Genomic DNA, 22,554 nt, shown 5'->3' on the forward strand with positions numbered 1-22,554 from the left:
CCACAACCGAATGAATAGTACAACTTGTTAATGAGTGTAATTCTAAGGGCTGCAGAGAGGTTCTTGTAATAGTATCAGATATTATGAAACGTAAGTCGGCGGGATATTCCCGCCCTTTTTATTGGTCAGTAGTTAAGTATGACAAAGTTTAAAGGGAAATATATTTTTAGGAAGAAAATAAATATTGGAAAAATAAGTAATGCTGGCAATCCAACGGGACTAAGATGAAAATCTGGGAGAACAGAAATTATTTCTTAACCTAGAGGTATTGAATATATGGGACAAAGAGCTAATCTGATCATTTTTAGTAATAATTCATATGAACTCTATTATAGCCATTGGTGTGCAAATTCACTGACTAAAGATCTGTTTTGGGGACCTACGCACGCCTTAAACTATGTAAGAATGCAGAAGAGGGTTCATAATAAAATCGGATGGCTCGACGAGGTTTGGGCTGAGGGTGGAGCAGTTATAGATTTAGACAAGAAGATCTTTTTACTATATGGCGGTGAAGATTTACTAACGGATATTCCTCTGAGGCGAGTATATATGAGGCTTTTGTCGCAACCATGGAACGGCTGGGAGGTTAAATGGACATACGAAGGAATCGCTGATCTAGCAGGCTATGTTGGCTATCCTAAATCAAAAGTCCTTAAGCAAGCTGAAGCGGAATCAATTACATTTACTCCACCCAAAGAAAAAGAGTGGCTTAACCTTATTATGAGCGTGAAGTTTGTAGATGGCTGCACAAAAGTATTTCCATTGGATGGAATGATTGAAGACTTTTTATGCTATGGCCCTAAAATGATTGCTATTATTGACAAGTCCCACGGATATGAAGAAATAATTGTACCGGAATGGACGTCCACATTTCCCTTAGGTGGTTTTCACGTAGATGTTGCCGAAAGAACACTTGACTACTGGCTGGCAGATGTTGCACCTGGTTTGTTAATGAAAATTAAAGAGAAGTGGTGCGGGTGGAAAGTCAATTGGCATATGGATTGTTTTGAGAGTCATATTGAGAAAACAAAAGGAAGAATCATTTTACACGATCGATCCTTATCTGACATGGTGGACAACTTAAGAGATATGCTGCTTCAGGAAAACGAATATGATCCGGCAAATGAATTAGTACAATTGTCCGAAAAGTTATCAAGGCAGGGGAAAACTGTCCAAATTAACTCTTATGCGTTGAACAATCCAAGGTATGAACTAAAGCGAGAAGTGCGCGAAGATATATTTAATAGAGCAATACAAACATCTTTTGCTGTGAGTGGGAAGTTATTGATATTGTGTCAATCGCTGAACCGTTGATTCAAGTGTCTTGTGAATCTAGTAATATTCGTAGATCCGAAGGGTGACTAAATGACAGAGTTATTTACTAAATCAAGACAATATAAAGCGAGTATAAGTTTGCAGAATGGCATATTTTTTATAGATTACTATTTTTAAGTAGACGACTATGTGGATGAATTGAATGTTAGCTTCGGTTCCTATTGGTCTAGAATCAATAAAGAAGTGATTATAGTGGATACGCTTTGGGAAGCGGGTGATATGGCTATTCGAGAGCTACGGATCGCGTCAGGAGAGAAGCTTATTATTCAGCCTGAACCTACAACGATTGAATGGATACGAGAGTTATCGGGTTGTCCAAATGCAACTTTCATAAGCTCGGAAGAAACTGCGGTCTATTTTGATGATGGAGAAAGGATAGAAGCACAAATAATTATTTCTTTTGATGGTTTATGTCTTGTCCAAGAAAGTGGAACTGAAAATAACTGGATAATGGGTAATATTCATAACGATGACAACATTTATTGTTGGGCTTACTATGGTACTTTACCAGAGGCGATACTGGCATTATAGAAATAAAAATGGATTTGAGGTGAAGGTATGAATGACGGATGGAAGGAAGTAAAAACGGAACACGATATAGAGAACCTCATGCGGGTCTTTAACCGCTTTCATGATTCTTGTTTGAAAGAACTTCATTTATGGACAGATCATTACGTGAGCCCTGATTTATCAATGGCTGTAAGTGGAGAACTTGATTGTAAGGTCCGGATATTGGTACAACGGCAAAGCTTTTGAGCCTTCGGCAATTGAGATGCTATTCGAGCAAGTTACGAAACTAAACATTACGCCTAGTCTTGAAAACTGCGATTCAATTATTTTTGGAGCTTCTTTGCTCAAAAATGGAGATATGTTTTACTGGGCAGATGTGAACCATATTGGCCTACGCGGACAGATTAAATGGCGAGTTTCTTCTGATCTCGTAGCATAGCGGCGAAATGCCCCCTAAGGCACTATGCCTTCTGCGGGTATTGTAATAGCTGATCCAGGCCTCGATACTGGCCGCAGCCTGTCCAATCGTAGCAAAGGACCGTTTTTTTACATGCTCCACTTTTAAAAGCCGGAAGAAGGATTCCATCGGGGCGTTATCATAGGGATTGCCTTTCCGGCTCATGCTGCCAAGGATGTTATGTTCTTTCAGCAAGTCTTTATGCTTATTCGATGTGTATTGACTGCCCCTGTCGGAGTGATGGATGAGACCTTCAGCAGGTTTTTCTTTTACAATGGCCATCCTAAGCGCTTTACAAGCAAGGTCTGCTGTAGGGCGACTGCCCAGAGCCCAGCCAACTATTTTGCGTCTGGCTAAATCTAAGACACAAGCTAAATAACACCACTGGCCGCCCACCCGGATATAGGTGATGTCAGCCAGCCACACTCTATTTATTTCTTGCACCTCAAAGTTTTGCTTTAACAGGTTGTCAAAGGCTTGTTCATTCGGGTTTGCTTTGGTGGTTTGCGGTTTGTATTTGCTTTTGATCTGGGCTTTGATGCCATGAACATGCATGATTCGCTGTACTTTGCTGCGCCCGATGATAATCCCTTTGTCGTTTAGTTCTTCATAGACCTTTTGAACGCCGTAATTGTGATCATGCTCTCGTTCAATCTGACGAATATGAGCCACTACTACATCATCCCGGTCACCGGCTTTCGGGCAACCGGCTTTTACCCAGGCGTAATATCCGCTTCTGGATACCTTTAAAATGCGGCATAAATCGCTAACAGCATAGTGGGTGCGGTAATGGTAGATAAACGGATATCTTATTTGCTGTTTTTGGCGAAGTATACCGCTGCTTGCTTTAAAATAGCGACTTCGCTCTCTAGTTCCTTAATGCGTCGTTGAGCTTTACGGATTTCATCCTCATCGGGCTTGAGATTTCCTGATCCGGGAAAAGCATGTTCTGGATCACTTTTATATTGTTGAATCCATTTATAGACCGTATTTTCGTGAATTCCTAGTTCCGCTGCCAAACTGGGGCAGGTTCGAGTTCCACTTAGATAGAGTTTCACGATATCTTTTTTGAACTCTGCATCAAATCGCTGACCTTTCATGTTGGACACCTCCTGGCTTTATTGTACCAGCCATTCTTGATGTCCGCAAAAGGCATTACGGTTCAGATGATTCAGATTGGAGCCTTAACTCATCTCGCAAAGATAACTCACATTGGATATCTGCAAAGATTATGAAATGGTGTGATGTAAGTGATTGGATGGGGCAGGAGCTTAGATATGGGCCCAAGGGATAAATAGAATATTTGATAGAATCCAACGGCACATTAGACATTTTCTAAATAAGGAGAAGATATGCGGCCGTTAGAACAAATTTTGAAAGAATACTAGAAGCGTGCATAAAACAAGAAGACTCCCTTAACCGGGGAGACTCTAAAACAGGAAATAGCAGTATCGAATTATTAATAACATTAGGCGTGACTTAAAAGCGAACCCTCAGTATGGAATTGAAAAAAACAATTCCTTTATTAGAGCATTCAAATGCAAGTGTCAGGTTAACCACAGCTTTTTGCTTAATTCCGATAATGCCGGAGCAAGCAAGAGACGTTCTGGTAAAACTGGCATCTGGCAGAGGACTAGTTGCTTTCAACGCGGAAATGACTTTGTCAGAATGGGATAAGGGGATTTGAAGTTTGATTAAATCTTTTAAGGGGTGAAATAAAGCTAATAAATATGTTCAAAGATGAGTTGATTAGTGAGTATATTAAGTGGAAAAACGCTAATCCACAGAATTTTAGCTGGTGGAATTATGTAAATCTGAAGTCGGATTTGCAAACTGCATTAGGGTTTGCAAAATTCTATTATCCTGAAATCCTGGAATTAGATGGTTGTATTTTATTAAAAGATAAGTTTTCAAAAGAACTATATGAACTTTGGAGAAATGAATGTAAAGGAGAAAAAACTTGCATAGAAAAAATGATGAATTTATATCAATTAAGAGATTTTTTCCATTGTAATACTCAAGATGATGGAAAGTTGGAAGCTCAAATTAAGGCTCTTGGAGATATTTTAGCACTGTTTTGGGGCATGAGTTTCAAGAATAGATTTCCCAATAAATCAATTAAAGTAAAAGTGTTTGAGGAAAATGATGGAGAGTTATTCATTACTGTATTTGAAGAAATAAATGAAGTTTCTGAGAGAACAGATTCCCCAGTGTTATAGGAGGAACGTCTTCAGTACGTTTCTAGCCACTTTAATGTCTCAACGGATACAGAGGAATCTTTATCGAAATTGGTAGATTTGTGCCAGTGAAGCAGGTGGATGTATGGTTGCTAAAATAGAATTTGTTTATCTTTCTGATCGGAATAATAAAGATATTCTAACTGCTGTGTTAGACTCACTTAGCCTGATAGGGTGAAAATATAATCACTTGGGGGAAGGTGAATATACTTACTGGGTTGACGGCCCGATTTGGATGTTCGGTGATTCCAGAACTTTTTATGCTAAAGAGAATAAGGAATATGAGTCCATTATTAATGATCTAGCAAGTCATTTTTCTCCTTCAATAACTTTGGGAGCGGACTGGTTCGGAAAAACTGTAGAAGCAAGACTATCAATCATCGAAAATCATAATGAATGGAAAGAAGTAAAGTTTTCAGTAGATAGGTATGATGTTCTCGATTCCTATGATACAAATCAAAGAGACGAAATTATATTATGTCTGTGCAATATCTTTACGAATATTGTATCAGGCCTCATGCCTTATTATGGCTGTGGTGCTGCTGAAGTATATGGAGTAGTTGAATCGCCGGAGGTCCTCGTTGTAGAGGAAAATAATTTAGGTGACATGAACTATTTCTCTAATGAGGCGGCTAAGCAGTTGGATTTGCAGAAATTTAAGCAGACATTCAAAATCGAGCATCTTGGAAACGTAGGAGTACTACTTATTATAAGAAAGGGCTTAATGGAATTAGGCTAACAAGTAAACAAGAGGTCAGTGGACGTAAAAAATCCGCTGACCTCTTTTCAACTCAGGTGTCGCTTAATGATTAAATTGCAGACTCTGCCTGGTTGTCACTAAGCGTGCATCTTGTTGAGCTTCACAGAAGGTTTTAGAGAAGCAGAAGTTGAACAGTTAAAATATAGTAATGGACGAATTTATTATAATAGCGAATTTGAACAAATCGGCGGGGATAACTACCCGTCGATTGCTCATTTATTTGGCAAATTGTCCAATTTGTCCAGAGATTTAAAAAGGTTATTTTTAATAAGCTTTTATTTTGTCCAAACCGTAGAACCAGCGTCGTTACTGGATTCATCGCATTTTTGTCAATTTCATCCAATTTGTCCTATAGGTATATTTTTATAAGGAGTGATTTTAATGGCTAAGAAACGCGGTCATGGAGAAGGATCGGTATTCGAAGGGAAGGATCGGCCTGGTACATGGAGGGCATCATTTGCTTTATGCAATCTAGATGCCGGTGAATATGATCTGCCGTTTATTCGATTTTTTGACATGCCATAAACCCAATAAATAGGCGCCATAACAACTATGTAAACTTGCCGTTTATTTGCCGTTTATTTTCGAAAAATGGCTCAAAAAAGAACAAATGTTCTAAGGAGTAGAAATCTTTAATCCCTTATAAAACAAGTGTTTTCGAACATAACAAAACGTAAACAGAAGCAATATTAATTACTCTTAATCAGTAGGTTCACGGTTCGATTCCGTGGTGGGTCACCAAAGAAATAAAGAGTACCAAGTACTTTTTTTGTGTAGAAAAAATACAGCAAAGTGCTACGGATGCTAGCTGTTGACATTTGTTCATATATAATTACACTATAAGTATACTTAACAATACAATTGCGGAGAAAAGGGGATTATATTGTCCAAGAATAATAAAGAAATTACTAAACTCTATATCCAGCAAGCAGCATTAGAATTATTTTCAAAAAAAGGATATGCTAATGTTTCAATGGATGAAATTGCAGCTAGGGCAAAATTCACTAAAAGAACAGTTTATAAATATTTTCCATCCAAAGCAGCTTTATTTGCCAGCGTATTTGAAGGGTATTTAAAGCAACTAAATGATGATTTTGCCCGGATAATTAGAGATACCGATGATACTGCATCCCTTATAAAAGGGGTTGCTCGACACCTTTTCGAATTTTCTCATGCAAATGAAAAATTCGTGAGACTCTTTTGGATGATTAATAACGAGGAAGTATTGGGAGAAATACCGCCAGAGTTAATGCAGCACATCCGTTTGTGGAATCAAAATATTGCTGATCAGTTTATTGGAGCGATGGAGGAACGAAAACTTACAGGCGTCTTTGCTCGGTATTCCCCAGAATTAATGAATCATATGGTATCAGCAGTGAACAAAGGTATTCTTATTCATGTTAATAAAGAAGAGAAATTAAAAATATGGGAAACGGAAAAAGAAAAGAAGATAAAATTACTTGAGTTATTCTTAGTATTATTAGATCTTGGATTAGGCTCGGAAGAAACAAGTAGTCGATGAATTGCATGGTCATATCTCGTATTTTTTGTGGGCTTCATTTCAGTTCATTTTGGCAATCAGAGTTTTTGTTTTGATATGCAGTGTATTGTTTGGAGGCCTTTTCCTAGATTACAGTCTCCTATTTGACTTGTTTTCCTGATTATATAACGGCTCATAGGGCTACTATTTGTGTGATGTGGATGGTTTGTTTATCCTAAACACACAGACAGGTAGCTCCTATTTTTTTATGCAATTTGCTGGAATGGGACAATGGTAGAGCTAGCTGTGATTTTTTCGCAATAGATTTCTGAAAAGATGAAAGGGTTAAAAATTAAAGTTTCTGTATTGACAGATAAATTCGAATAGGTATACTATAAGTATACCTATTCGAATGAAAAAAATAATTTCAAGATGATGAATCCACATAAAAACCTATATATATTAGCTTGGTGGACGTTTTTATTGAATTTAATAGTATACTGTTAGTTTATTTGGTAGTTTGAATGGGGGCGATGAATTTGTTGCATAAGCTTAAGGAGGTGATCTTTGTTTAAAGTCTCAACAGCTACGAGCTGTTTCGTCAGGCTGTAGCAGGAACCCCTATAGAACAGTGATAAGTCTGTTATAAGCGTATTCCCATTAATGATATGGAGGAAAAATCCAGATGTCTCAGTTAAAAACAATGTTTGATAAAATTTGGGAAATTCATGCGGTGAAAAAAATTAGTGATGACAATTACCTTTTGTTTATTGATCGATGCTATTTGCATGACTTATCAGGACCGCTAGCTTTAAAATTGCTCACGAAAGCAGGATTAAAACCTCTCAATAAAAATCTCGTAGTCGCTTCTCCTGACCATACCGTGTCATCAAAACCTAATCGCTGTTTTGACGACACTTTTTCCAGTAAAGCTTTTATTCCTCTTTTTCGCGAAGAATGTTTGAAACATGATATACCCCTATTTGATTTAAATGACCCGAAACAAGGAATCATTCATGTAATTGGACCGGAATTGGGGATTTCTTTGCCAGGAATGACAATTGTATGCGGCGATAGTCATACATGCACACATGGTGCAATGGGAGCACTAGCGTGGGGTATTGGAACAAGCGAGTTATATCATATACTTGCAACGCAGACGTTGGTGGTAAAAAAGCCGAAAACGATGAGGGTAAATATCGAAGGGGAAATGAGTCCGGGAATTGAGCCGATGGATATAATTTTGCATATAATTGCAAAGCACGGCTCGGACTTTGGCGTTGGCTATGCTGTCGAATATTCGGGAGAGGCTATTCGAAAATTAGACATGGAAGGTCGCATGACCATATGTAATCTGACGGTGGAGTTTGGATCCGAATACGGTTTTATCGCACCTGACAGCACAACTTTTGAATATATCACAAATAGAGAATATGCACCGAAAGACGCTAACTTCGCCAAGTTAATTGAGCATTGTAAATCAATGGTAACAGACAATGGGGCGAAGTTTGATAAAGAAATAACTGTCAGCATTAAAAATCTTAAGCCTCAAATTAGTTGGGGAGTTACCCCGTCACACACAATTGGCATTGATGAAGTGATTCCTGACCCTCAGGATGCTTCTACCGAGAATTTGCAAAACGGCTGGATAAAAGCGTTAGAATATATGGATTTTCAGCCAGGCCAAAAGATGGAAAATCTTTTAATTGATCGAGTGTTTATCGGATCCTGTTCTAACGGGAGAATATCCAATCTTGAAAGAGTCGCCAAATTGGTACAAGGTAAGAAGGTCGCTGAACATGTAGAGGCTTGGATTGTTTCCGGCTCTGAAAAAGTTAAAAAGGAAGCGGAAATGAAGGGCCTGGACAAGGTATTTAAAGAAGCGGGATTTCTGTGGGGGGAACCCGGCTGCTCATTGTGCGGCGGAGCTAATGGGGAACAAGTAGGACCTGGTAAGCGTTGTGTATCCACAACCAATAGGAATTTTATTGGGCGCCAGGGCCCTAAAGCTCGAACACATCTTGCCAGCCCATCCACAGCGGCAGCTGCGGCAATTGGCGGAAAAATTGTGGATGTACGCCAAATAACTCTATAGCATGCGGACGGGGGAACTGAGATGAAAAAGCTTACCGTAATAAAAAGTGTAGCGGCGCCCTGGTTATTACCTAATATCGATACTGACATCATTTGCCCTATGAAGAGAATCCTGAAAAATCTAGATAATTTACCTGAGTATGCGTTTGAACCATACCGCTTTTTAAACGGAGATGGCGATGCAGGGATACCTGACTCTTCATTTGTTCTTAATAAACAAGAATATAAGAGTGCCCAGATAATGATCGTCGGCGAGAATTTTGGATCAGGTAGTTCAAGAGAAATGGCTCCTGAGGCGATTGCCGGCATGGGCATTCGTTGTCTGATAGGAATAAGTTTTGGTGGTATATTTTTTAAGAACTGCTTTCAGCAAGGTGTGCTACCTATTGTATTACCTAAAGATAAAGTAGAAGAATTGGCTCAGCAAACTTTGGAAGGTGAATTTACCGTGGATTTATACAAAACTGAGCTTACCACACCGAGGGGAGAAATAATCACATTTGACATTGAACCAGTACGGCAACGCTCGCTAATCGAGGGGCTCGATGATGTTGCTAATACTTTGCAAAGTATTGATTTAATAGTTGAGTTTCAAGCTAAAGATCAGCTTCAAAGGCCTTGGGTATATCAGGCTTAGTTTTTAAAATAAAACATAGATACTGCAAACTAAAGTTGATTCTTGTTTTAATTAGTTAATACAAATTTAGGAGGAGTAAAGATGTCAGCGAAAAAACTACGTGAATTACTGAAAGTACCGGGAATTATTCGAGCCCCTGGTGCAGGTGATCCTTGGACAGCCCGTTTAATCGAAATGGCCGGATTTCCTGCAGTTTACATGAGCGGAGCTATTACCAGCCATACCGTAATTGGCCGACCTGATATTGGATTGCTCACTATGACGGAGATGGCTCTCCAAGCAAAGAATATATCGAATGCTGTAGATATTCCTGTAATAGCGGATGGTGACAATGGCCACGGTGGAGTATTAAATGTTATCAGGATGGTTGAAGAATATGAGCGTGCCGGGGTAGCAGCTATACAACTGGAAGACCAAGTATTACCGAAACGTTGTGGCCACATGGAAGGAAAAGAAGTAATTCCAAAAACAGAAATGGTATCCAAAATCAAAGCAGCGGTTTATGCAAGAAGAAATGAAGACTTTGTAGTGATAGCCAGGACTGATGCGCGAGCAGTTGAAGGGTTTGACTCTGCGATTGAAAGAGCGCTGGCTTACTGCGACGCGGGAGCTGATGTAATCTTCTTTGAAGCGCCGCAATCCCGGGATGAGATGGAAAAAGTAGCTAAAGCTATTTCAAAACCGCTTCTGGCCAATATGGTTGAAGGTGGAAAAACTCCTTTTTTAAAAGGTGAAGAGCTTGATGCACTGGGTTTTAAGATAGTTATTTATCCGGGATCGACCGCTATGGTTGCTACGAAGGCGATCATTGACATGCTTGATTCTTTGAAAACCAATGATACTACGGCTGCATATGCTGAGCATATGCTTGATTTTGCAAATCTGAATAAGATTGCGAGTTTGGCTAAAGAGCGGGAACTGGAGAAGCGCTTTCAGTAAAGTTTGCCATACCAAGTTGCTATTCTATTTAATTCAGATCAGTTATTTGGTGCTACATTATCGAAGTGATAATACAGGGAGGTTTAAGCTTATGAAGGAAATGGAGAAAATTCGCTGCGTTATAATGCGGGGAGGTACAAGCAAAGGGATTTTTCTCATGGGAAATGACTTACCGAGGGATAAAGAAATGTGTGACAAGGTAATTCTTAGTATTTTTGGTAGTCCGGATGTAAGACAGATTGACGGTCTTGCCGGAGCGGATCCATTAACCAGCAAGCTGGCTATAATCAGCCCGTCCAGCCGGACGGACGCCGATGTTGATTATACATTTGGACAAGTTAGCATTAATTCGCCTAAAATCGATTATAAGGGTAATTGCGGCAACATTTCTGCCGCAATTGGCCCGTTTGCAATTGACGAAGGTTTGGTTCGTGCAGGCGAAACTATGACAAAGGTTCGCATTTATAATACCAATACTGATAAAATTATCGTCGCAGATGTTCCAACCGTCGATGGCAAAGCGGCAGTGATTGGTGATTGTAAAGTGGATGGTGTACCTGGTACTGGTGCAAAAATTATGCTGAACTATTCGAATACCGTAGGGGCATTTACAAAAAAAATGTTACCAACCACCAATCCTATAGACATTTTAGAAGTACCCGGTTGTGGAGCAATCAAAGTAAGTATAGTAGATGTTGCAAATCCAATGGTCTTTATCAAAGCAGAAGACATAGGACTTATGGGGACAGAAACGCCCCAAGAAATAGATGGTAATTCTGATTTATTAAATTTGTTGGAAAGAATACGTGGTGCTGCTGCTGTAAAAATCGGTATGGCTAAGAGTATAGATAGTGCAACTTCAGAGAGTCCTGCTCTTCCAATGATTGCATTTGTTAATAAACCGGCCGATTATTCAGATTTTACTACAGGCAATCTCATCAAAGCGAATGCCGTTGACTTCGTATCTCGTTTGATGTTTATGCAAATTACCCATAAAACATATGCTGGAACTGCTTCTGTTTGTACTGCTTGCGCTGCTAAGATACCTGGTACTGTTGTATATGAAGTAACCAACAGTCCTGAAGAGAAAAAGCAAATCAGGATTGGACATCCGGCTGGAGTAATTGAAGTCGAGTCAGATGCTAAATACGATGATGGACAAACAGAGATTACACGAGCGGCAATTTCCAGAACAGCAAGACGCATTATGGATGGCAATGTCTATATTCGAAGTTCAGTTTTTAATCGGGACTGAATATAAGACGCAGAGAAAGTACAATGGGGGTTCCAGGCATCTGAGGAGCTGATTCGTGAATGGAAATGACTGTTGCTGGAGCAAGAAAACTTGTCGATTATCTATATAAACTAACTGGCTACAATGCTATGTATTACGATAGAAATGGTTGTGTTGTCGCCGGTGAGGAGAAAAGTCGCGATGGGAGAGGTTATTCCGAGTTGTTACAACTTCTTACGGATAACACTGAAATGCTAAGAGTAGATGAAGCTGTAGATCAGCAACTGGACACTCTTGAACCTGGAATCTATGTGGTAGTTCAATGTGAAACCCAAAAAATTGGATTTCTTGGATTTACTGGTGATCCAGATAAAATTAAGCTATTTGTTAAAATCGCTATCGCAATGGTTAATAAGCTGATGAATGACAAAGCGGCAGAGCAAAAACTTCAAAAACAAGTAATTGAAATACATCATGCTATTGAACAAGCCGTTACTGCTGTAGAGCAATTAAGTGCTTCTTCAAAGGAACTTGCTGCTTCGAGTCAAGCCGTGACAATTTTATCTCAAGAAATCGCCAAAGAGGTTATTGCAACATCAGAAATAACTAATATCATCAAAAGAGTATCGCAGCAAACTAATCTTCTGGGGCTAAATGCTTCGATTGAAGCTGCTCGAGCAGGTGAAGCTGGAAGGGGTTTTTCTGTAGTAGCCTCAGAGGTGCGTAATTTGTCGGAGGAAAGTCATCGTTCAGCAGTTGAAATTGGAGACATGCTCAATAAATTTCGGTATTCGATTGAGCAAGTAATTAAAAACGTAGAAAACAATAACGCCATTTCTCAGGAACAAGCAAAAGATGCTCAGAAAATTGTCTACATGGTTGAAGGGCTACAGGAGATAGGTAAAAAAATGCTCATTATTACTGATAGAAACGAGCGAATTAAGCGATTAGGGATAGCGGATTAGCTAGCTAGGACGAGATTCTCAGGATTTAAAGAATGATATACCAAATTAAGACGGAGGTAATTAAAATGAGTGTATCACTGCTGATCATAATTGCAATTCTTGCCTCGATTGGCTTAGGTTATTTAACCAAAGCTAACATTGGCTTTTTCGCGTTGTCATTTTCGTATATTATTGGTTCATTTGTGATAGGATTAAAGCCAAATGAGATTATTGCGCTGTGGCCAATGCAGCTATTTTTCCTTTTCTTCACAGTTACATTTTTTTATAGTTTTGCAGCCGCCGATGGTACGTTAGAAAAAATATCAATGAAAGTAGTATATAAATGTAGAAACCATCCATACTTTCTGCCGATTACCATTTATTTGCTTGGAATAGTCCTTTCAGCAATGGGTGCAGGACTTTACGCGGTGCTGGCTCTTCTTGTTCCATTAGCAATCATATTGGCACAAAAATCAGGAATGCATCCTCTTTTGGCAGCTCTTGCTGCAGCGTTTGGTGCATCTGTCGGATCAAATTTTATGACAAGTGTTGGCGGAGTAATCATTAAAGGGCTTATTGTAAATGGAGGGTTTATTGAACAAGCGTCGACGTATACTCTTCAAGTGTTTCTTAATATAGGTATTTACTATACGATTCTTTTGGCGATTGTATACTTTGTGTTTAAAGGGCATAAGACGAAAAAAATAGAAGTTGAGCGACCAGAGCCGTTTACAAAAGCACAGAAACTTAACCTGTATATTTTAGGTTTCGTCGTTTTGGTTATGATTGGACCTGCAATTTTATATGCGGTTATTCCTAATTCATTTTTAAAGATGATAAATGCGAAGGTGGACATAGGGTTTGTTACGGTATTAGCATCTGTTCTAGTTATCCTATTTAGAGCTGGAGAAGAGAAAAAGGCTTTTAGTGCAGTGCCTTGGGGAATTATTACAACAATCTGTGGTGTGGGTACATTGATTGGGGTTGCTGTAAAAGCCGGGACTATTCAAATGTTGGCGGCGTGGGTAGGGGATAGCGTGCCTGGAGCTTTAGTGCCCTTAGTCACACTGCTCATTTCCGGATCTATGACCTTGTTTTCCAGCGGATACGGTGTCGTCATGCCAACGCTGTTTCCAATTGTCCCACAGCTTGCGCAAATAACCTATTTGGAGCCGTCGATTCTTTATTCACTCATAACAATAGCCATATTTGCTTGCGGGGTCTCACCATTTTCATCTGGAGGAGCTTTGATTATGGCCAGTATGCCGAATGACGAAATGCGCAAAAAGTATCTGCCTATTTTACTCTTTGTTTTTCCACCGCTTAATCTTTTGCTGGGCCTTGTTTTGACCTATCTGGGTATTTTTATCCACTAATATTTCAGTAAAAGGTGTTCTGATGGAAGAAATAAAACGGTTGTACCATTTTTGTAAGCAGTCAATCAAAATGCAGAGTTTTCCGCCACAAAGTGCAGAGTTTTTCAAGTAATACTTTTGCGGTGCTTTAAGCGATAACTGTCACCAGTCATATTGATAATCTCGCAGTGGTGGATTAGGCGGTCAAGAATGGCTGTTGTAATCGTTGCATCGCCAAGGAACTCAGCCCACTCGTCGAACCCTTTGTTTGATGTAATAATCATCGAAGTACGCTCGGCCATAGAAGACACAAAGCTAAAGAATAAATTAGCCTCTGCCGGGGAGAGTGGCATAAACCCAACTTCGTCAACAATCACCAGAGCAGCCTTACTTAAATATCTGAGTCGACGTTTGCTGGCTCTGGAAATTTCGGACGTTTTTAGAATCTTCATAAGGGTATCCAAGGTTTCAAACGCCACTGCATAACCCAAGTTCAGCCCCTTCACCGCCAGGGACAAAGCAAGATGGGTTTTACCAACGCCGGGAGGCCCCAACAAGCAAACATTGTATGCTTGTTCAACCCACGTCATATCACTTAGCCGCAACATCTGTTCCTTGGAAACACTGCGTTGAAAACCGAAATCAAAAGAATCCATGGTTTTCTCAGCAGGCAGGCTTGCTCTGCGGCGGCGTAGCAGATTCTGTTTTTGTACTCGAAGCCGTTGCTGTTCCAGTAAAAACAGTTCTACACTCTCCACGGGTGTTAGTGAATTTTTACCTGCAAAAAGTGCTTCAAAATCCACGGGAGTCATGCGTAAATCAGAAAGTAGTCCAGTTACCCGGTCAATTGGCCGCATCATCATCGGTCACCACTTTCCTTGGCATAGACATCAAGCGAGCGCTTTTGCGTTGTCACATGATACTTTGCATTGCTCATCGGAAGGGGCAACTCTGGCGGCTGGGGTTGTTTAAAGGCATTGTGTTCCAGATAGTCTTTTATGTAATTCGCGCTGTAAAGGTTACTGTACTGGCAAAAACCTACAGCTTCCAGGACAGCGTCTACAGCATATTGGTCGCAGAGCGTATGGATCAGCTTAAATTGATCTCTGGCATACCGGGATTTCTCTGTACGGATCGTTTGGAGAAAGTCATCCGCCTTGGCAAGAAGAAGCGTACCCAGTGCAACCTGCATCTGGTTCAGAGAGCTGGTTCTGTCGCGCTGGTGGCTTCTGCTTTGGATGAGCAGACCCCGACCGTTGGAAATGCGATGTTGGCAAATGCGATCGCCAAATACAGTCTGAATGTATAAAATGCCATCTTTGGGCACAATACAAACCTCTTTTTGCGCATTGTAAGTGCCAAGTGGAACGGAATAACGGTTGCTGTCATAAATAACGGTATTGTCCTTGCGGACAGTTCTACATAGGTGAGCGCCGTTATTTTCTGCGCAATCGACCAGCGGCCGTAAGTATTCCCGTTCTTCGGCAAATACTTCGGCAGGCACACGCTTTGTTGTTCCGTGAATTTTTGCGTTTGCGGTACGCTCCAACCAATCCAGGCAGCTGCTGTTTAGAATATCATCATCCACGTAAAGCCGGTTTTCCAGAAAATTGCCTTTCACATATTTCACGGTGCTTTCCACCTTCCCCTTGCTTTCAGGGTCAGCACCACGGCACATATAAATACTCAGTTTGCACTCCTGCCGAAGTTTTTCAAATTCATAAGTATGTATGATATCACCGGCATTTTCTGCCACGCAAACGATACTATCCTGGTCAAAAACCATCTCTTGCGGCATTCCGCCCATATACCTGAAGCATTGGTGACATACTCGCACCAAATCCGAAGCGGTGTAGGGGCGGCTCTGTAATTCGGCATATTTAAAACGGGAATGTGCCAGAACAAAAGCTGCAGCATAGACCTTGATGCGGCCACCGTCTACATTTTTCAGCCACTTCTCGCCAAAGTCTACTTGCAATTGCTGCCCCATTGGCAATTCAGGAACAGCTGCATAATCTCGTTGATTGAGTGCTTTGCGCAGATCATACTCATTCCGCAGGTTCTTTACATACCGAGAGACCGTTCGTTCGCTAAAGGTCGCGCTGTAGTGTTCTTTTAACCAATCACAAACCTGTGCTGCGCTAAGCGTAGGATAATCCCGTAGCCAGCTGATGATTGTGTCCTGGTAATCGTCTAGCAGCCTGACCTTGCAGACCGTGGCGACATTAGATTCATACTCATCCACCGTCATATTCCAGTAGCGGTCCACTGTTCTCCAGTTGATGCCAAGACTTTTCGCCACGGTATCTTTTCGGAATCCGCGTTCTTTTAGTTGATGTATTTTGCTATACACAGAATATCCCTTCATTTCTAGCAGCCTCCATACTCAGCGTGCTTCTATTGTATCAGCTGACTGGAAACTGTGTAGTTATTGGCGAAAAACTGTGTGCTTTGTGGCGAGAAAGTTTGTAGTTCTACTGGCTTAAAACTCTGTATTTTAGTTTACCATTTACAATTTTGTAGTGGATCTGAAATATGAAGATCTAAGCCGCTAACACTGGCTAAACTATGCGTATTAGATTGGTTTGCATGCTGTATTCGGGGCTCAGTGAAACCTTTCGCAATGATGCTAGAGATGTCTTGATGCAAGAACACTCAACGTCCATTGCCGTCACCAATATTTGTGATGCTCCAGTACTGATATTCTTACCGTAAAAAATCGACTATATATGTAAGCCTAAATACAATTCGATTGTGTGTGATCTCATTCATACAGCAGAACTTACTTTATATGGAGTCATGAAAGGCGTGCTAAGTATTCTGGATCGATTTGACATTTACTATACTTAAAAAAAACCCCAGTTCAAATTGAACTGGGGTTACTTCAATTTTAGATGAACATTGATTTCAGGTCAACTTCCACGGTCGCGAGTGCTATCGACTCGCTCAACGATAACACGTTTTTAATTGCCCGTAGAGCCGTCTTCTTTTCTTCGAGGGTAAAATTATCTTTATGAAGATTGAGCTTAATTATGGAGACTTGTTAGTCTGGGGCTATAATAGTATGTTTATTTCTGAGAAAGTGCGTTACTGCCGCGATAATTTGAAAACCAATTCCAAGAATGCAAACTCCCGCCCAACCGGACAGTCCCCAAAAATATGATCCCAAAAAGGAACCTATCGCACCACCTATAAAATAAAAAGCCATATAAATACCATTGTTTCGACTACGAAAAACGGCATCAAGTGTATTAATATTTGCCTGATTGGATATTTGAGCGGTTTGGATACCTAAACTTAGCAGAATAATTCCGCAAATAAGTCCCCACATCTGATATCCCAACATCCAGAAGCATATGAAGCCTGCCATAGAAAGACTGATTCCTATTGTTAACGTGAAATAATACCCTTTTTTGTCAACAACTCGCCCTGCTATAGAGGCGGCTAAAGCACCTACTACACCAATAAGGGCAAGCATTCCCGCCGCTTGCGCTCCTAAATTATACATAGGAGATTCCAACAAAAAGGAAAGTGTCGTCCAGAAAGCGCTGAAAGATGCAAACATTGTCGCGCCAATCAAAGAAGAACTTCTTAATATAGGTTGATTTCGCAGTATACTACCCAAAGATGAAATCAATTTCCCATAACTCATACTTGTATCAGGAGAGGACTGGGGTAGGCAAAAATAGAAAATGATAATTAATATTCCTATCATTATAGAAGCAATCTGGTATACCACTTGCCAGCCATAATATGTTCCGATAATTCCACTAAAAGTACGTGACAGTTGCATCCCAATTAACAATCCGGTCATTACAGCACCAATTACGCGACCTCTGGAAGCGGGATTTGCCAAATGCGCTGCTAATGTTACAAGCACCATTTGTGCAATAGAAGTGATTCCAACAAATAAAGAACCGATTGTGAACCATATAATATTTGTGGCAAACGAAAGTTCCAGTAATGCTACCATCGAACAGATTAGCATAATGATAATTAATGAACGCTGGTTTACCATGTCGCCCAACGGGACAATAAAAATCAATCCAATTGCGAAACCAATCTGAATAATCATTGCCGAGATTCCGATAACGGTCGATGAGACATGAAAATAGGTCGAAAGATTGGATAGCAAAGGTTGAGCGTAATATAAATTTGCTGCAGAAATTGCGCTGGTTATTGACATCAAAAGAATCAAGAATTGGCTTAATTTTGGTTTTTCAAAATTTTTCTCTTTTATTTGATCCATTTTTATTCCTCCAAATTTAATCTTTACGTAAACGTAAGATTTTACACAAAAAAAAGACGTGTGCGCTACGCATCAATTTTTTCATAGTTAGACTTGGCAATGATCGCTTCAAGTCTTAAAATATTATTTTCACATTCCCTTTTGAACTCATTTAGCTCCTCAATTTTTCCCTCGGCGGCCTGAATATGGTTCCTCAATATTTGAATGACCTGACGTTTTCCCTCTAAGATTTGACCGTCGGTAAAGTATAACTCAATGACCTGCCCAATTTCCTCCAAGGAAAGTCCTAAATCTTTCAACATCTGAATTTTTTTTAGACGTTCAATATCCTCGTTGTCAAAATATCGCGTTTGCCCATTTAATCTGCTTTCTCTGGCACCCAACAATCCAAGCTCTTCGTAATATCGAATTGTTCGGGTCGTTAGATTAGTTAGTTTGGCTATTTCGCCTATTTTATAACGCACCATATAATCCCCTTGTGCATTTAACGTTAACGTAATATTATGATAGCTCGCGATTGTGCAGATGTCAACTATTTACTTCTTGTAGTAATAGTCGGTAGAACATACTCAATTTTGCAATGAATAGCATGCCGAAGGTGTTTGAATTCTATTACTTGAAAAAAAGATAATAGTGATTCTGATTACCAAATGAGTAATAGCATTAAGAGGACTCTAGGGACGTTGTGCTAAGAAAGTACTAAATCAGTACTTTGCTGTATTTTGGATGAAGGTAGGTCCTTGGAAGCCGGTTTGTAGGAGCAGGCTTCAAACAGCCATGTAAACCACTGAAGACGCTCGAAATGTCCTTAGATGACATCTGTAGGTTGTAGGTTCGATTTCTACGTGGGTCACCAGAAAAATACCGCCTATTTACTGGCGGTGGAATCGGGAAACACTAATTCGCAGAATCTGTAAGCGACATATTCATCCATGATTTTTTCTAATTCTGGATATTCGCAATACCACTCATGTTTGATAGGTAAAAAAATTTTAGACATATGATCAGAGTCATTAATCATCTTTAGTCCATATACATCGCAAATTTTTTCAATTTGGTTTAATACTTTTCTTTTGTCTTCCCAGGCAGATTGCTTTATTTTTGCTAAAGCTTCAGAAGAAGTGCTGCATTGCATGTCTGGTTTTGACGATTTGGTTTTGAGTGCAAGAAGTGATTCTGTAATAATTTTAAGGTTATTAGTCAATGATACAAGCATATTGACATAGGCATCGAGACTGAAGTTGTTTTTGGCGGCGGTGATTTCTTGAATGGTTTTATAAGTACACACAAGCACTTCCTTTAATGCATGTTCTGTGTATTTTAAATCAGTTAATATATAACAGCCTGGATCACCATCGACTAACATCATGATTTTCCCGTTCTTCAAGACATCGGTCTGTGAATGTATGCGTGATAACATATTTCTCTTCCTTCCTCAACCTTGACGGTGTAAGACGGTCTTTTGTGCGAAAGATAAAAATAAACCTAGCGAATTATGGTAGTTAGTTAATGTATGTAGCCAAGTTTTAAGGCACTCCAGACCATCAGTTGTTATAGTATACAATTTTTTTGCTGGGCCCGCATCTGATACATCCCAGACAGCAGTGACATATCCACCTTGTTCCATCTTTTTCAAACACCGGTAAACTCCAGCCGGGTCAGGCTTTTTGTCCTGAAACATATAGGTTTCTTGCAGTCTTTGCAATATATTATAGCCGTGTAATTTATTATCCACTAAAAGAGTAAGAATTGCCGGATGGATAAATTTTTCAAGATTAGCTCCAGTACAGGGACAATCACTAAACTTTTTTTCCATCTTGAATGTAAGCATTTGGGAAATACTCCTTTTTAAAGTAAAAATTTTACATTAATAGACTAGCACATATAGTTGTTTAAGTCTATTAAAAAATATAAAAAATTGCTGATATTATATTAATGCTTGCATTTTTAAGCATTGTGCCGAACCGGGTTGGCTTAGAAAAAGTAAACTCGCTAATCCGGCCACAGTGCATAATAGAAACGGAAATACATTGTTTTTACCTGGAGTAAAGGAGATCTGATTCTAGCGGAATTCGCATTCCCAAGTAGTGGTCAGGAGTTCTGTCCATGGTCCCCGTGTTTTTCCAATAGCATATAATAATACTTCGTCGGTTATCTCGGTAATCCGGCGTTTTTTGTTTTTAGTAGATTTACCTAATATTTTTAATGAAATTGGCTTATAGGCTTAAACTTGTGAACAAAGAAATGTTTGATCATAAAAAAAGTAAAAAAATTAGCAATTTTTAAATAGTTCTGCAGGAATTTGGCGATTTATGGTATAAATATTAAAGTGGTATAAAAAACAGTTGTTATTAGCTCGGAGAAATTATATAAAAGGTACTATCAAAAAATATATAAAGGTATTGGGCAAACCTGCCGAAAGGTAGGGACGCAAAGCTATGGGTCTAAGGACGTTCGTCTATGATAGCCAAGCCGCACTAGTTATATTACTGTGCGGCTTGGCTATTTTTATATCAACATATAAGTAAAGGGTGATTAGCATGCGCAGGTAATACGAAGTAGTCTTCCAATATCCTGAATAAAAGTAGTGCTTAGACAAAGCCGGGAAAAATGAGAAAAAGGGAAGGGTTAAATGTGGCTCAGAACATGAAACGTAAACATCTATCTGCAAAGTTGCTGGCGGCTGCGGTGTTGATCAGTCTAACCTCAACAGGCCTAGCTGCACCGGCAGCAGGTTTTCCAGACGCCGGTAACGCATTGCGTAATGCACAGATTACCGAACGCAATCTGCCAAACGAAGAACGGCCCAATCTGACAGTCAAAGAGCAGCCGCTAAGACCGCCGTTGACAGACCAAGGCCTTAAAGTCCAGGTAGAAGAGATCGTTATTACTGGCCAGGACATCTTTACAGCAGAGGAACTATTACCCCTCTACCAGGACCAGCTTCATCAGCAGCTGACATTCACCCAGCTAAATCAGGTCACAACGAAGATTACGCAATATTTCAAAGCGCATGGTTATCTGGTCGCGCAAGCCTATCTGCCAGCCCAGGATATTGATCAGGGCCGCTTGGAAATCGTTGTGGTAGTGGGCCGCTATGGCGATATTCTTTTAAAAAACCATAGCTTGGCCAGTGATCAGGCAATCCGGCGGCAGTTGGAGGCGTTGCGACCCGGCGACTACATCAACAACAAAGATTTGGAGCGCGCCGTGCTGCTGACCGGTGACTTGGCCGGAGTAAGCGCCAAGCTGACACTTTCACCGGGTAAGAATCCCGGAGTGGCTGACTGTATTGTGGAAACCACCGAGAAAAAAGGCAATGTTCATGGCAGTGTCGCTATCAACAACTGGGGCAACCGCTTTATCGGCAAAGTGCAAAGTGCAGTCAACTATCAAGTGGACAACCTGGTTCATGGAGGAGATGAGTTAAACCTAAGCACAACCTGGGCTGATAATGACATTTCCCTGACAGGAGCCAGTTATCGACTGCCTGTGGCGGAAAGCCTGAGTCTCAATATTGGCTATTCTAAAATACGGTACTGGCTGGGTGAAGACTATGATTTCCTAGATGCCCATGGTACTGCTTACAGCAAGTATGCTGACCTGACCTGGGCAGCGGTCCGGTCGCGCACTGACAATTTGAATTTGCAGCTGGGGTATGATCATAAAAACTTCCGCGACCAGATTGACACCATTGGCAGCGTAACAGATAAATCATCCCATGCCTTCAGTCTTGGCGTAAACGGCGACAGTCGCGACAACTTGTGGGGCGGCGGCGTTACTGCCTATTCCCTTCAATGGTATAACGGTAATCTTTCGGCCCGATCCAATTCCGGTCTGCCGCCTACTGGCCACTGGAATAAAACCGTTTACAGCTTACTGCGACAACAGACCATAAATAACCGTTTGTTTTTGCAAACCTCCTTTAGCGGACAGTGGGCATCTACCAATCTTGATTCTTCCGAACGATTTTCCTTAGGCGGCGCCAATGGCGTAAGAGCCTATCCGGCCGACGAAGCTTCGGGAGACGAGGCCTGGCTTTTTAATGGCGAACTGCACTGGAACATTCCGCTCAAACAATCCAAACAAATGCTCCAACTCATCGGTTTTTACGACACCGGTGTATCCCATATTGAAAAAGATTCAACCGACAGCGACAACCGGCGGTCTCTGTCGGGAGCTGGACTGGGCGTGCTGTGGGGCCTTCCCGGTCATTACCTGGTAAAAGCCAACTACGCTTGGAAAATCGGCAATAATGTCGCTCAGTCCGACACCGACAAAAACGGTCGGTTTTGGCTGCAGGGTGTAACCTATTTCTAAGGA

21 protein-coding genes and 1 riboswitch are annotated in these 22,554 nt (G+C 40.5%); of the genes, 13 read left to right on the forward strand and 8 right to left on the reverse strand.

All coding sequences use genetic code 11. The features are described 5' to 3' along the window. Nucleotides 1–276: 276 nt before the first annotated feature. Together SATMO3_RS06250 and SATMO3_RS06255 are read left to right on the forward strand one after the other, a co-directional pair. Nucleotides 277–1,314 (forward strand): hypothetical protein, encoded by a 1,038-nt coding sequence (locus SATMO3_RS06250; RefSeq protein WP_371379026.1) that lies wholly within the window; start codon nucleotides 277–279, stop codon nucleotides 1,312–1,314. A gap of 150 nt (nucleotides 1,315–1,464) precedes the next feature. Continuing rightward, nucleotides 1,465–1,866: a hypothetical protein gene (locus SATMO3_RS06255; protein WP_371379029.1), complete on the forward strand. Its 402-nt coding sequence runs from the start codon at nucleotides 1,465–1,467 to the stop codon at nucleotides 1,864–1,866. A 370-nt stretch (nucleotides 1,867–2,236) separates the two neighbouring features. Here SATMO3_RS06255 and SATMO3_RS06260 read toward each other — a convergent pair whose 3' ends face one another. Next, nucleotides 2,237–3,136 (reverse strand): IS3 family transposase, encoded by a 900-nt coding sequence (locus SATMO3_RS06260; RefSeq protein ID WP_371381674.1) that lies wholly within the window; start codon nucleotides 3,134–3,136, stop codon nucleotides 2,237–2,239. Further along, nucleotides 3,112–3,402 carry a transposase gene (locus SATMO3_RS06265; RefSeq protein ID WP_371372588.1) on the reverse strand — a complete coding sequence of 97 codons (291 nt, stop codon included), beginning with the start codon at nucleotides 3,400–3,402 and terminating at the stop codon, nucleotides 3,112–3,114. Before SATMO3_RS06265 ends, SATMO3_RS06260 begins: the two co-directional genes overlap by 25 nt. Before the next feature lie 630 nt (nucleotides 3,403–4,032). On the opposite strand from SATMO3_RS06265, the gene SATMO3_RS06270 reads away from it, so the two are divergent. The 10 genes from SATMO3_RS06270 to SATMO3_RS06315 all read left to right on the forward strand — a co-directional run bounded on the left by SATMO3_RS06270 (nucleotide 4,033) and on the right by SATMO3_RS06315 (nucleotide 14,003). Beyond that, complete coding sequence (locus tag SATMO3_RS06270) at nucleotides 4,033–4,521, forward strand: hypothetical protein (RefSeq protein ID WP_371379031.1); 489 nt, start codon at nucleotides 4,033–4,035, stop codon at nucleotides 4,519–4,521. Nucleotides 4,522–4,729: 208 nt separating this feature from the next. Further along, the gene (locus tag SATMO3_RS06275; protein ID WP_371379034.1) at nucleotides 4,730–5,278 is read left to right on the forward strand and encodes a hypothetical protein; all 549 of its coding nucleotides are present in this window, start codon (nucleotides 4,730–4,732) and stop codon (nucleotides 5,276–5,278) included. A gap of 402 nt (nucleotides 5,279–5,680) precedes the next feature. Next, the gene (locus SATMO3_RS06280; protein ID WP_371379037.1) at nucleotides 5,681–5,824 is read left to right on the forward strand and encodes a hypothetical protein; all 144 of its coding nucleotides are present in this window, start codon (nucleotides 5,681–5,683) and stop codon (nucleotides 5,822–5,824) included. 358 nt (nucleotides 5,825–6,182) lie between these two features. Beyond that, nucleotides 6,183–6,821, forward strand: coding sequence for a TetR/AcrR family transcriptional regulator (locus tag SATMO3_RS06285; RefSeq protein WP_371379040.1), 639 nt, complete (start codon nucleotides 6,183–6,185; stop codon nucleotides 6,819–6,821). A 643-nt stretch (nucleotides 6,822–7,464) separates the two neighbouring features. Continuing rightward, complete coding sequence (locus tag SATMO3_RS06290; RefSeq protein WP_371379043.1) at nucleotides 7,465–8,874, forward strand: 3-isopropylmalate dehydratase large subunit; 1,410 nt, start codon at nucleotides 7,465–7,467, stop codon at nucleotides 8,872–8,874. Nucleotides 8,875–8,895: 21 nt separating this feature from the next. Beyond that, a complete protein-coding gene (gene leuD, locus SATMO3_RS06295; protein WP_371379046.1) occupies nucleotides 8,896–9,510 on the forward strand; it encodes a 3-isopropylmalate dehydratase small subunit in 615 nt (204 codons plus the stop codon). A gap of 81 nt (nucleotides 9,511–9,591) precedes the next feature. Then, the gene (locus tag SATMO3_RS06300) at nucleotides 9,592–10,449 is read left to right on the forward strand and encodes an oxaloacetate decarboxylase (RefSeq protein WP_371379049.1); all 858 of its coding nucleotides are present in this window, start codon (nucleotides 9,592–9,594) and stop codon (nucleotides 10,447–10,449) included. A gap of 91 nt (nucleotides 10,450–10,540) precedes the next feature. After that, complete coding sequence (locus tag SATMO3_RS06305) at nucleotides 10,541–11,704, forward strand: 2-methylaconitate cis-trans isomerase PrpF family protein (protein WP_371379052.1); 1,164 nt, start codon at nucleotides 10,541–10,543, stop codon at nucleotides 11,702–11,704. Nucleotides 11,705–11,763: 59 nt separating this feature from the next. Continuing rightward, the gene (locus tag SATMO3_RS06310) at nucleotides 11,764–12,648 is read left to right on the forward strand and encodes a methyl-accepting chemotaxis protein (RefSeq protein ID WP_371379055.1); all 885 of its coding nucleotides are present in this window, start codon (nucleotides 11,764–11,766) and stop codon (nucleotides 12,646–12,648) included. A gap of 65 nt (nucleotides 12,649–12,713) precedes the next feature. Beyond that, complete coding sequence (locus SATMO3_RS06315; protein ID WP_371379057.1) at nucleotides 12,714–14,003, forward strand: SLC13 family permease; 1,290 nt, start codon at nucleotides 12,714–12,716, stop codon at nucleotides 14,001–14,003. Between the two features lie 104 nt (nucleotides 14,004–14,107). On the opposite strand, the gene istB is transcribed toward SATMO3_RS06315, so the two are convergent. From istB to SATMO3_RS06345, 6 genes are all read right to left on the reverse strand, one after another. Continuing rightward, a complete protein-coding gene (istB, locus tag SATMO3_RS06320; RefSeq protein ID WP_371371064.1) occupies nucleotides 14,108–14,845 on the reverse strand; it encodes an IS21-like element helper ATPase IstB in 738 nt (245 codons plus the stop codon). Next, entirely contained in the window at nucleotides 14,842–16,350 is a 1,509-nt protein-coding gene (gene istA, locus SATMO3_RS06325; RefSeq protein WP_371371065.1) for an IS21 family transposase, read from the reverse strand. Before istA ends, istB begins: the two co-directional genes overlap by 4 nt. A gap of 675 nt (nucleotides 16,351–17,025) precedes the next feature. Further along, nucleotides 17,026–18,231: an MFS transporter gene (locus SATMO3_RS06330; RefSeq protein ID WP_371379059.1), complete on the reverse strand. Its 1,206-nt coding sequence runs from the start codon at nucleotides 18,229–18,231 to the stop codon at nucleotides 17,026–17,028. Between the two features lie 65 nt (nucleotides 18,232–18,296). Next, nucleotides 18,297–18,698 carry a MerR family transcriptional regulator gene (locus SATMO3_RS06335; RefSeq protein ID WP_371379061.1) on the reverse strand — a complete coding sequence of 134 codons (402 nt, stop codon included), beginning with the start codon at nucleotides 18,696–18,698 and terminating at the stop codon, nucleotides 18,297–18,299. Nucleotides 18,699–19,099: 401 nt separating this feature from the next. Continuing rightward, entirely contained in the window at nucleotides 19,100–19,651 is a 552-nt protein-coding gene (locus SATMO3_RS06340) for a hypothetical protein (protein WP_371379065.1), read from the reverse strand. Nucleotides 19,652–19,666: 15 nt separating this feature from the next. After that, nucleotides 19,667–20,062 carry a PadR family transcriptional regulator gene (locus SATMO3_RS06345; RefSeq protein ID WP_371379068.1) on the reverse strand — a complete coding sequence of 132 codons (396 nt, stop codon included), beginning with the start codon at nucleotides 20,060–20,062 and terminating at the stop codon, nucleotides 19,667–19,669. A 564-nt stretch (nucleotides 20,063–20,626) separates the two neighbouring features. Next, nucleotides 20,627–20,711: riboswitch (cyclic di-GMP riboswitch) on the forward strand. A gap of 166 nt (nucleotides 20,712–20,877) precedes the next feature. Here SATMO3_RS06345 and SATMO3_RS06350 point away from each other — a divergent pair. Next, nucleotides 20,878–22,551 (forward strand): ShlB/FhaC/HecB family hemolysin secretion/activation protein, encoded by a 1,674-nt coding sequence (locus tag SATMO3_RS06350; RefSeq protein WP_371379072.1) that lies wholly within the window; start codon nucleotides 20,878–20,880, stop codon nucleotides 22,549–22,551. Nucleotides 22,552–22,554 lie beyond the last annotated feature (3 nt).

Origin of the sequence: Sporomusa aerivorans (assembly GCF_041428895.1) — a bacterium.
Lineage (GTDB): Bacteria > Bacillota > Negativicutes > Sporomusales > Sporomusaceae > Sporomusa > Sporomusa aerivorans.

Excerpts from the sequence above, each read along its gene's own strand:
- SATMO3_RS06250 (WP_371379026.1), top strand. The coding sequence starts at position 277 with ATGGGACAAAGAGCTAATCTGATCATTTTTAGTAATAATTCATATGAA.
- SATMO3_RS06265 (WP_371372588.1), bottom strand. The coding sequence starts at position 3,402 with ATGAAAGGTCAGCGATTTGATGCAGAGTTCAAAAAAGATATCGTGAAA.
- SATMO3_RS06270 (WP_371379031.1), top strand. The coding sequence starts at position 4,033 with ATGTTCAAAGATGAGTTGATTAGTGAGTATATTAAGTGGAAAAACGCT.
- SATMO3_RS06280 (WP_371379037.1), top strand. The coding sequence starts at position 5,681 with ATGGCTAAGAAACGCGGTCATGGAGAAGGATCGGTATTCGAAGGGAAG.
- SATMO3_RS06290 (WP_371379043.1), top strand. The coding sequence starts at position 7,465 with ATGTCTCAGTTAAAAACAATGTTTGATAAAATTTGGGAAATTCATGCG.
- leuD (WP_371379046.1), top strand. The coding sequence starts at position 8,896 with ATGAAAAAGCTTACCGTAATAAAAAGTGTAGCGGCGCCCTGGTTATTA.
- SATMO3_RS06300 (WP_371379049.1), top strand. The coding sequence starts at position 9,592 with ATGTCAGCGAAAAAACTACGTGAATTACTGAAAGTACCGGGAATTATT.
- SATMO3_RS06305 (WP_371379052.1), top strand. The coding sequence starts at position 10,541 with ATGAAGGAAATGGAGAAAATTCGCTGCGTTATAATGCGGGGAGGTACA.
- SATMO3_RS06310 (WP_371379055.1), top strand. The coding sequence starts at position 11,764 with ATGGAAATGACTGTTGCTGGAGCAAGAAAACTTGTCGATTATCTATAT.
- SATMO3_RS06315 (WP_371379057.1), top strand. The coding sequence starts at position 12,714 with ATGAGTGTATCACTGCTGATCATAATTGCAATTCTTGCCTCGATTGGC.
- istB (WP_371371064.1), bottom strand. The coding sequence starts at position 14,845 with ATGATGATGCGGCCAATTGACCGGGTAACTGGACTACTTTCTGATTTA.
- istA (WP_371371065.1), bottom strand. The coding sequence starts at position 16,350 with ATGAAGGGATATTCTGTGTATAGCAAAATACATCAACTAAAAGAACGC.
- SATMO3_RS06330 (WP_371379059.1), bottom strand. The coding sequence starts at position 18,231 with ATGGATCAAATAAAAGAGAAAAATTTTGAAAAACCAAAATTAAGCCAA.
- SATMO3_RS06335 (WP_371379061.1), bottom strand. The coding sequence starts at position 18,698 with ATGGTGCGTTATAAAATAGGCGAAATAGCCAAACTAACTAATCTAACG.
- SATMO3_RS06340 (WP_371379065.1), bottom strand. The coding sequence starts at position 19,651 with ATGTTATCACGCATACATTCACAGACCGATGTCTTGAAGAACGGGAAA.
- SATMO3_RS06345 (WP_371379068.1), bottom strand. The coding sequence starts at position 20,062 with ATGCTTACATTCAAGATGGAAAAAAAGTTTAGTGATTGTCCCTGTACT.
- SATMO3_RS06350 (WP_371379072.1), top strand. The coding sequence starts at position 20,878 with ATGAAACGTAAACATCTATCTGCAAAGTTGCTGGCGGCTGCGGTGTTG.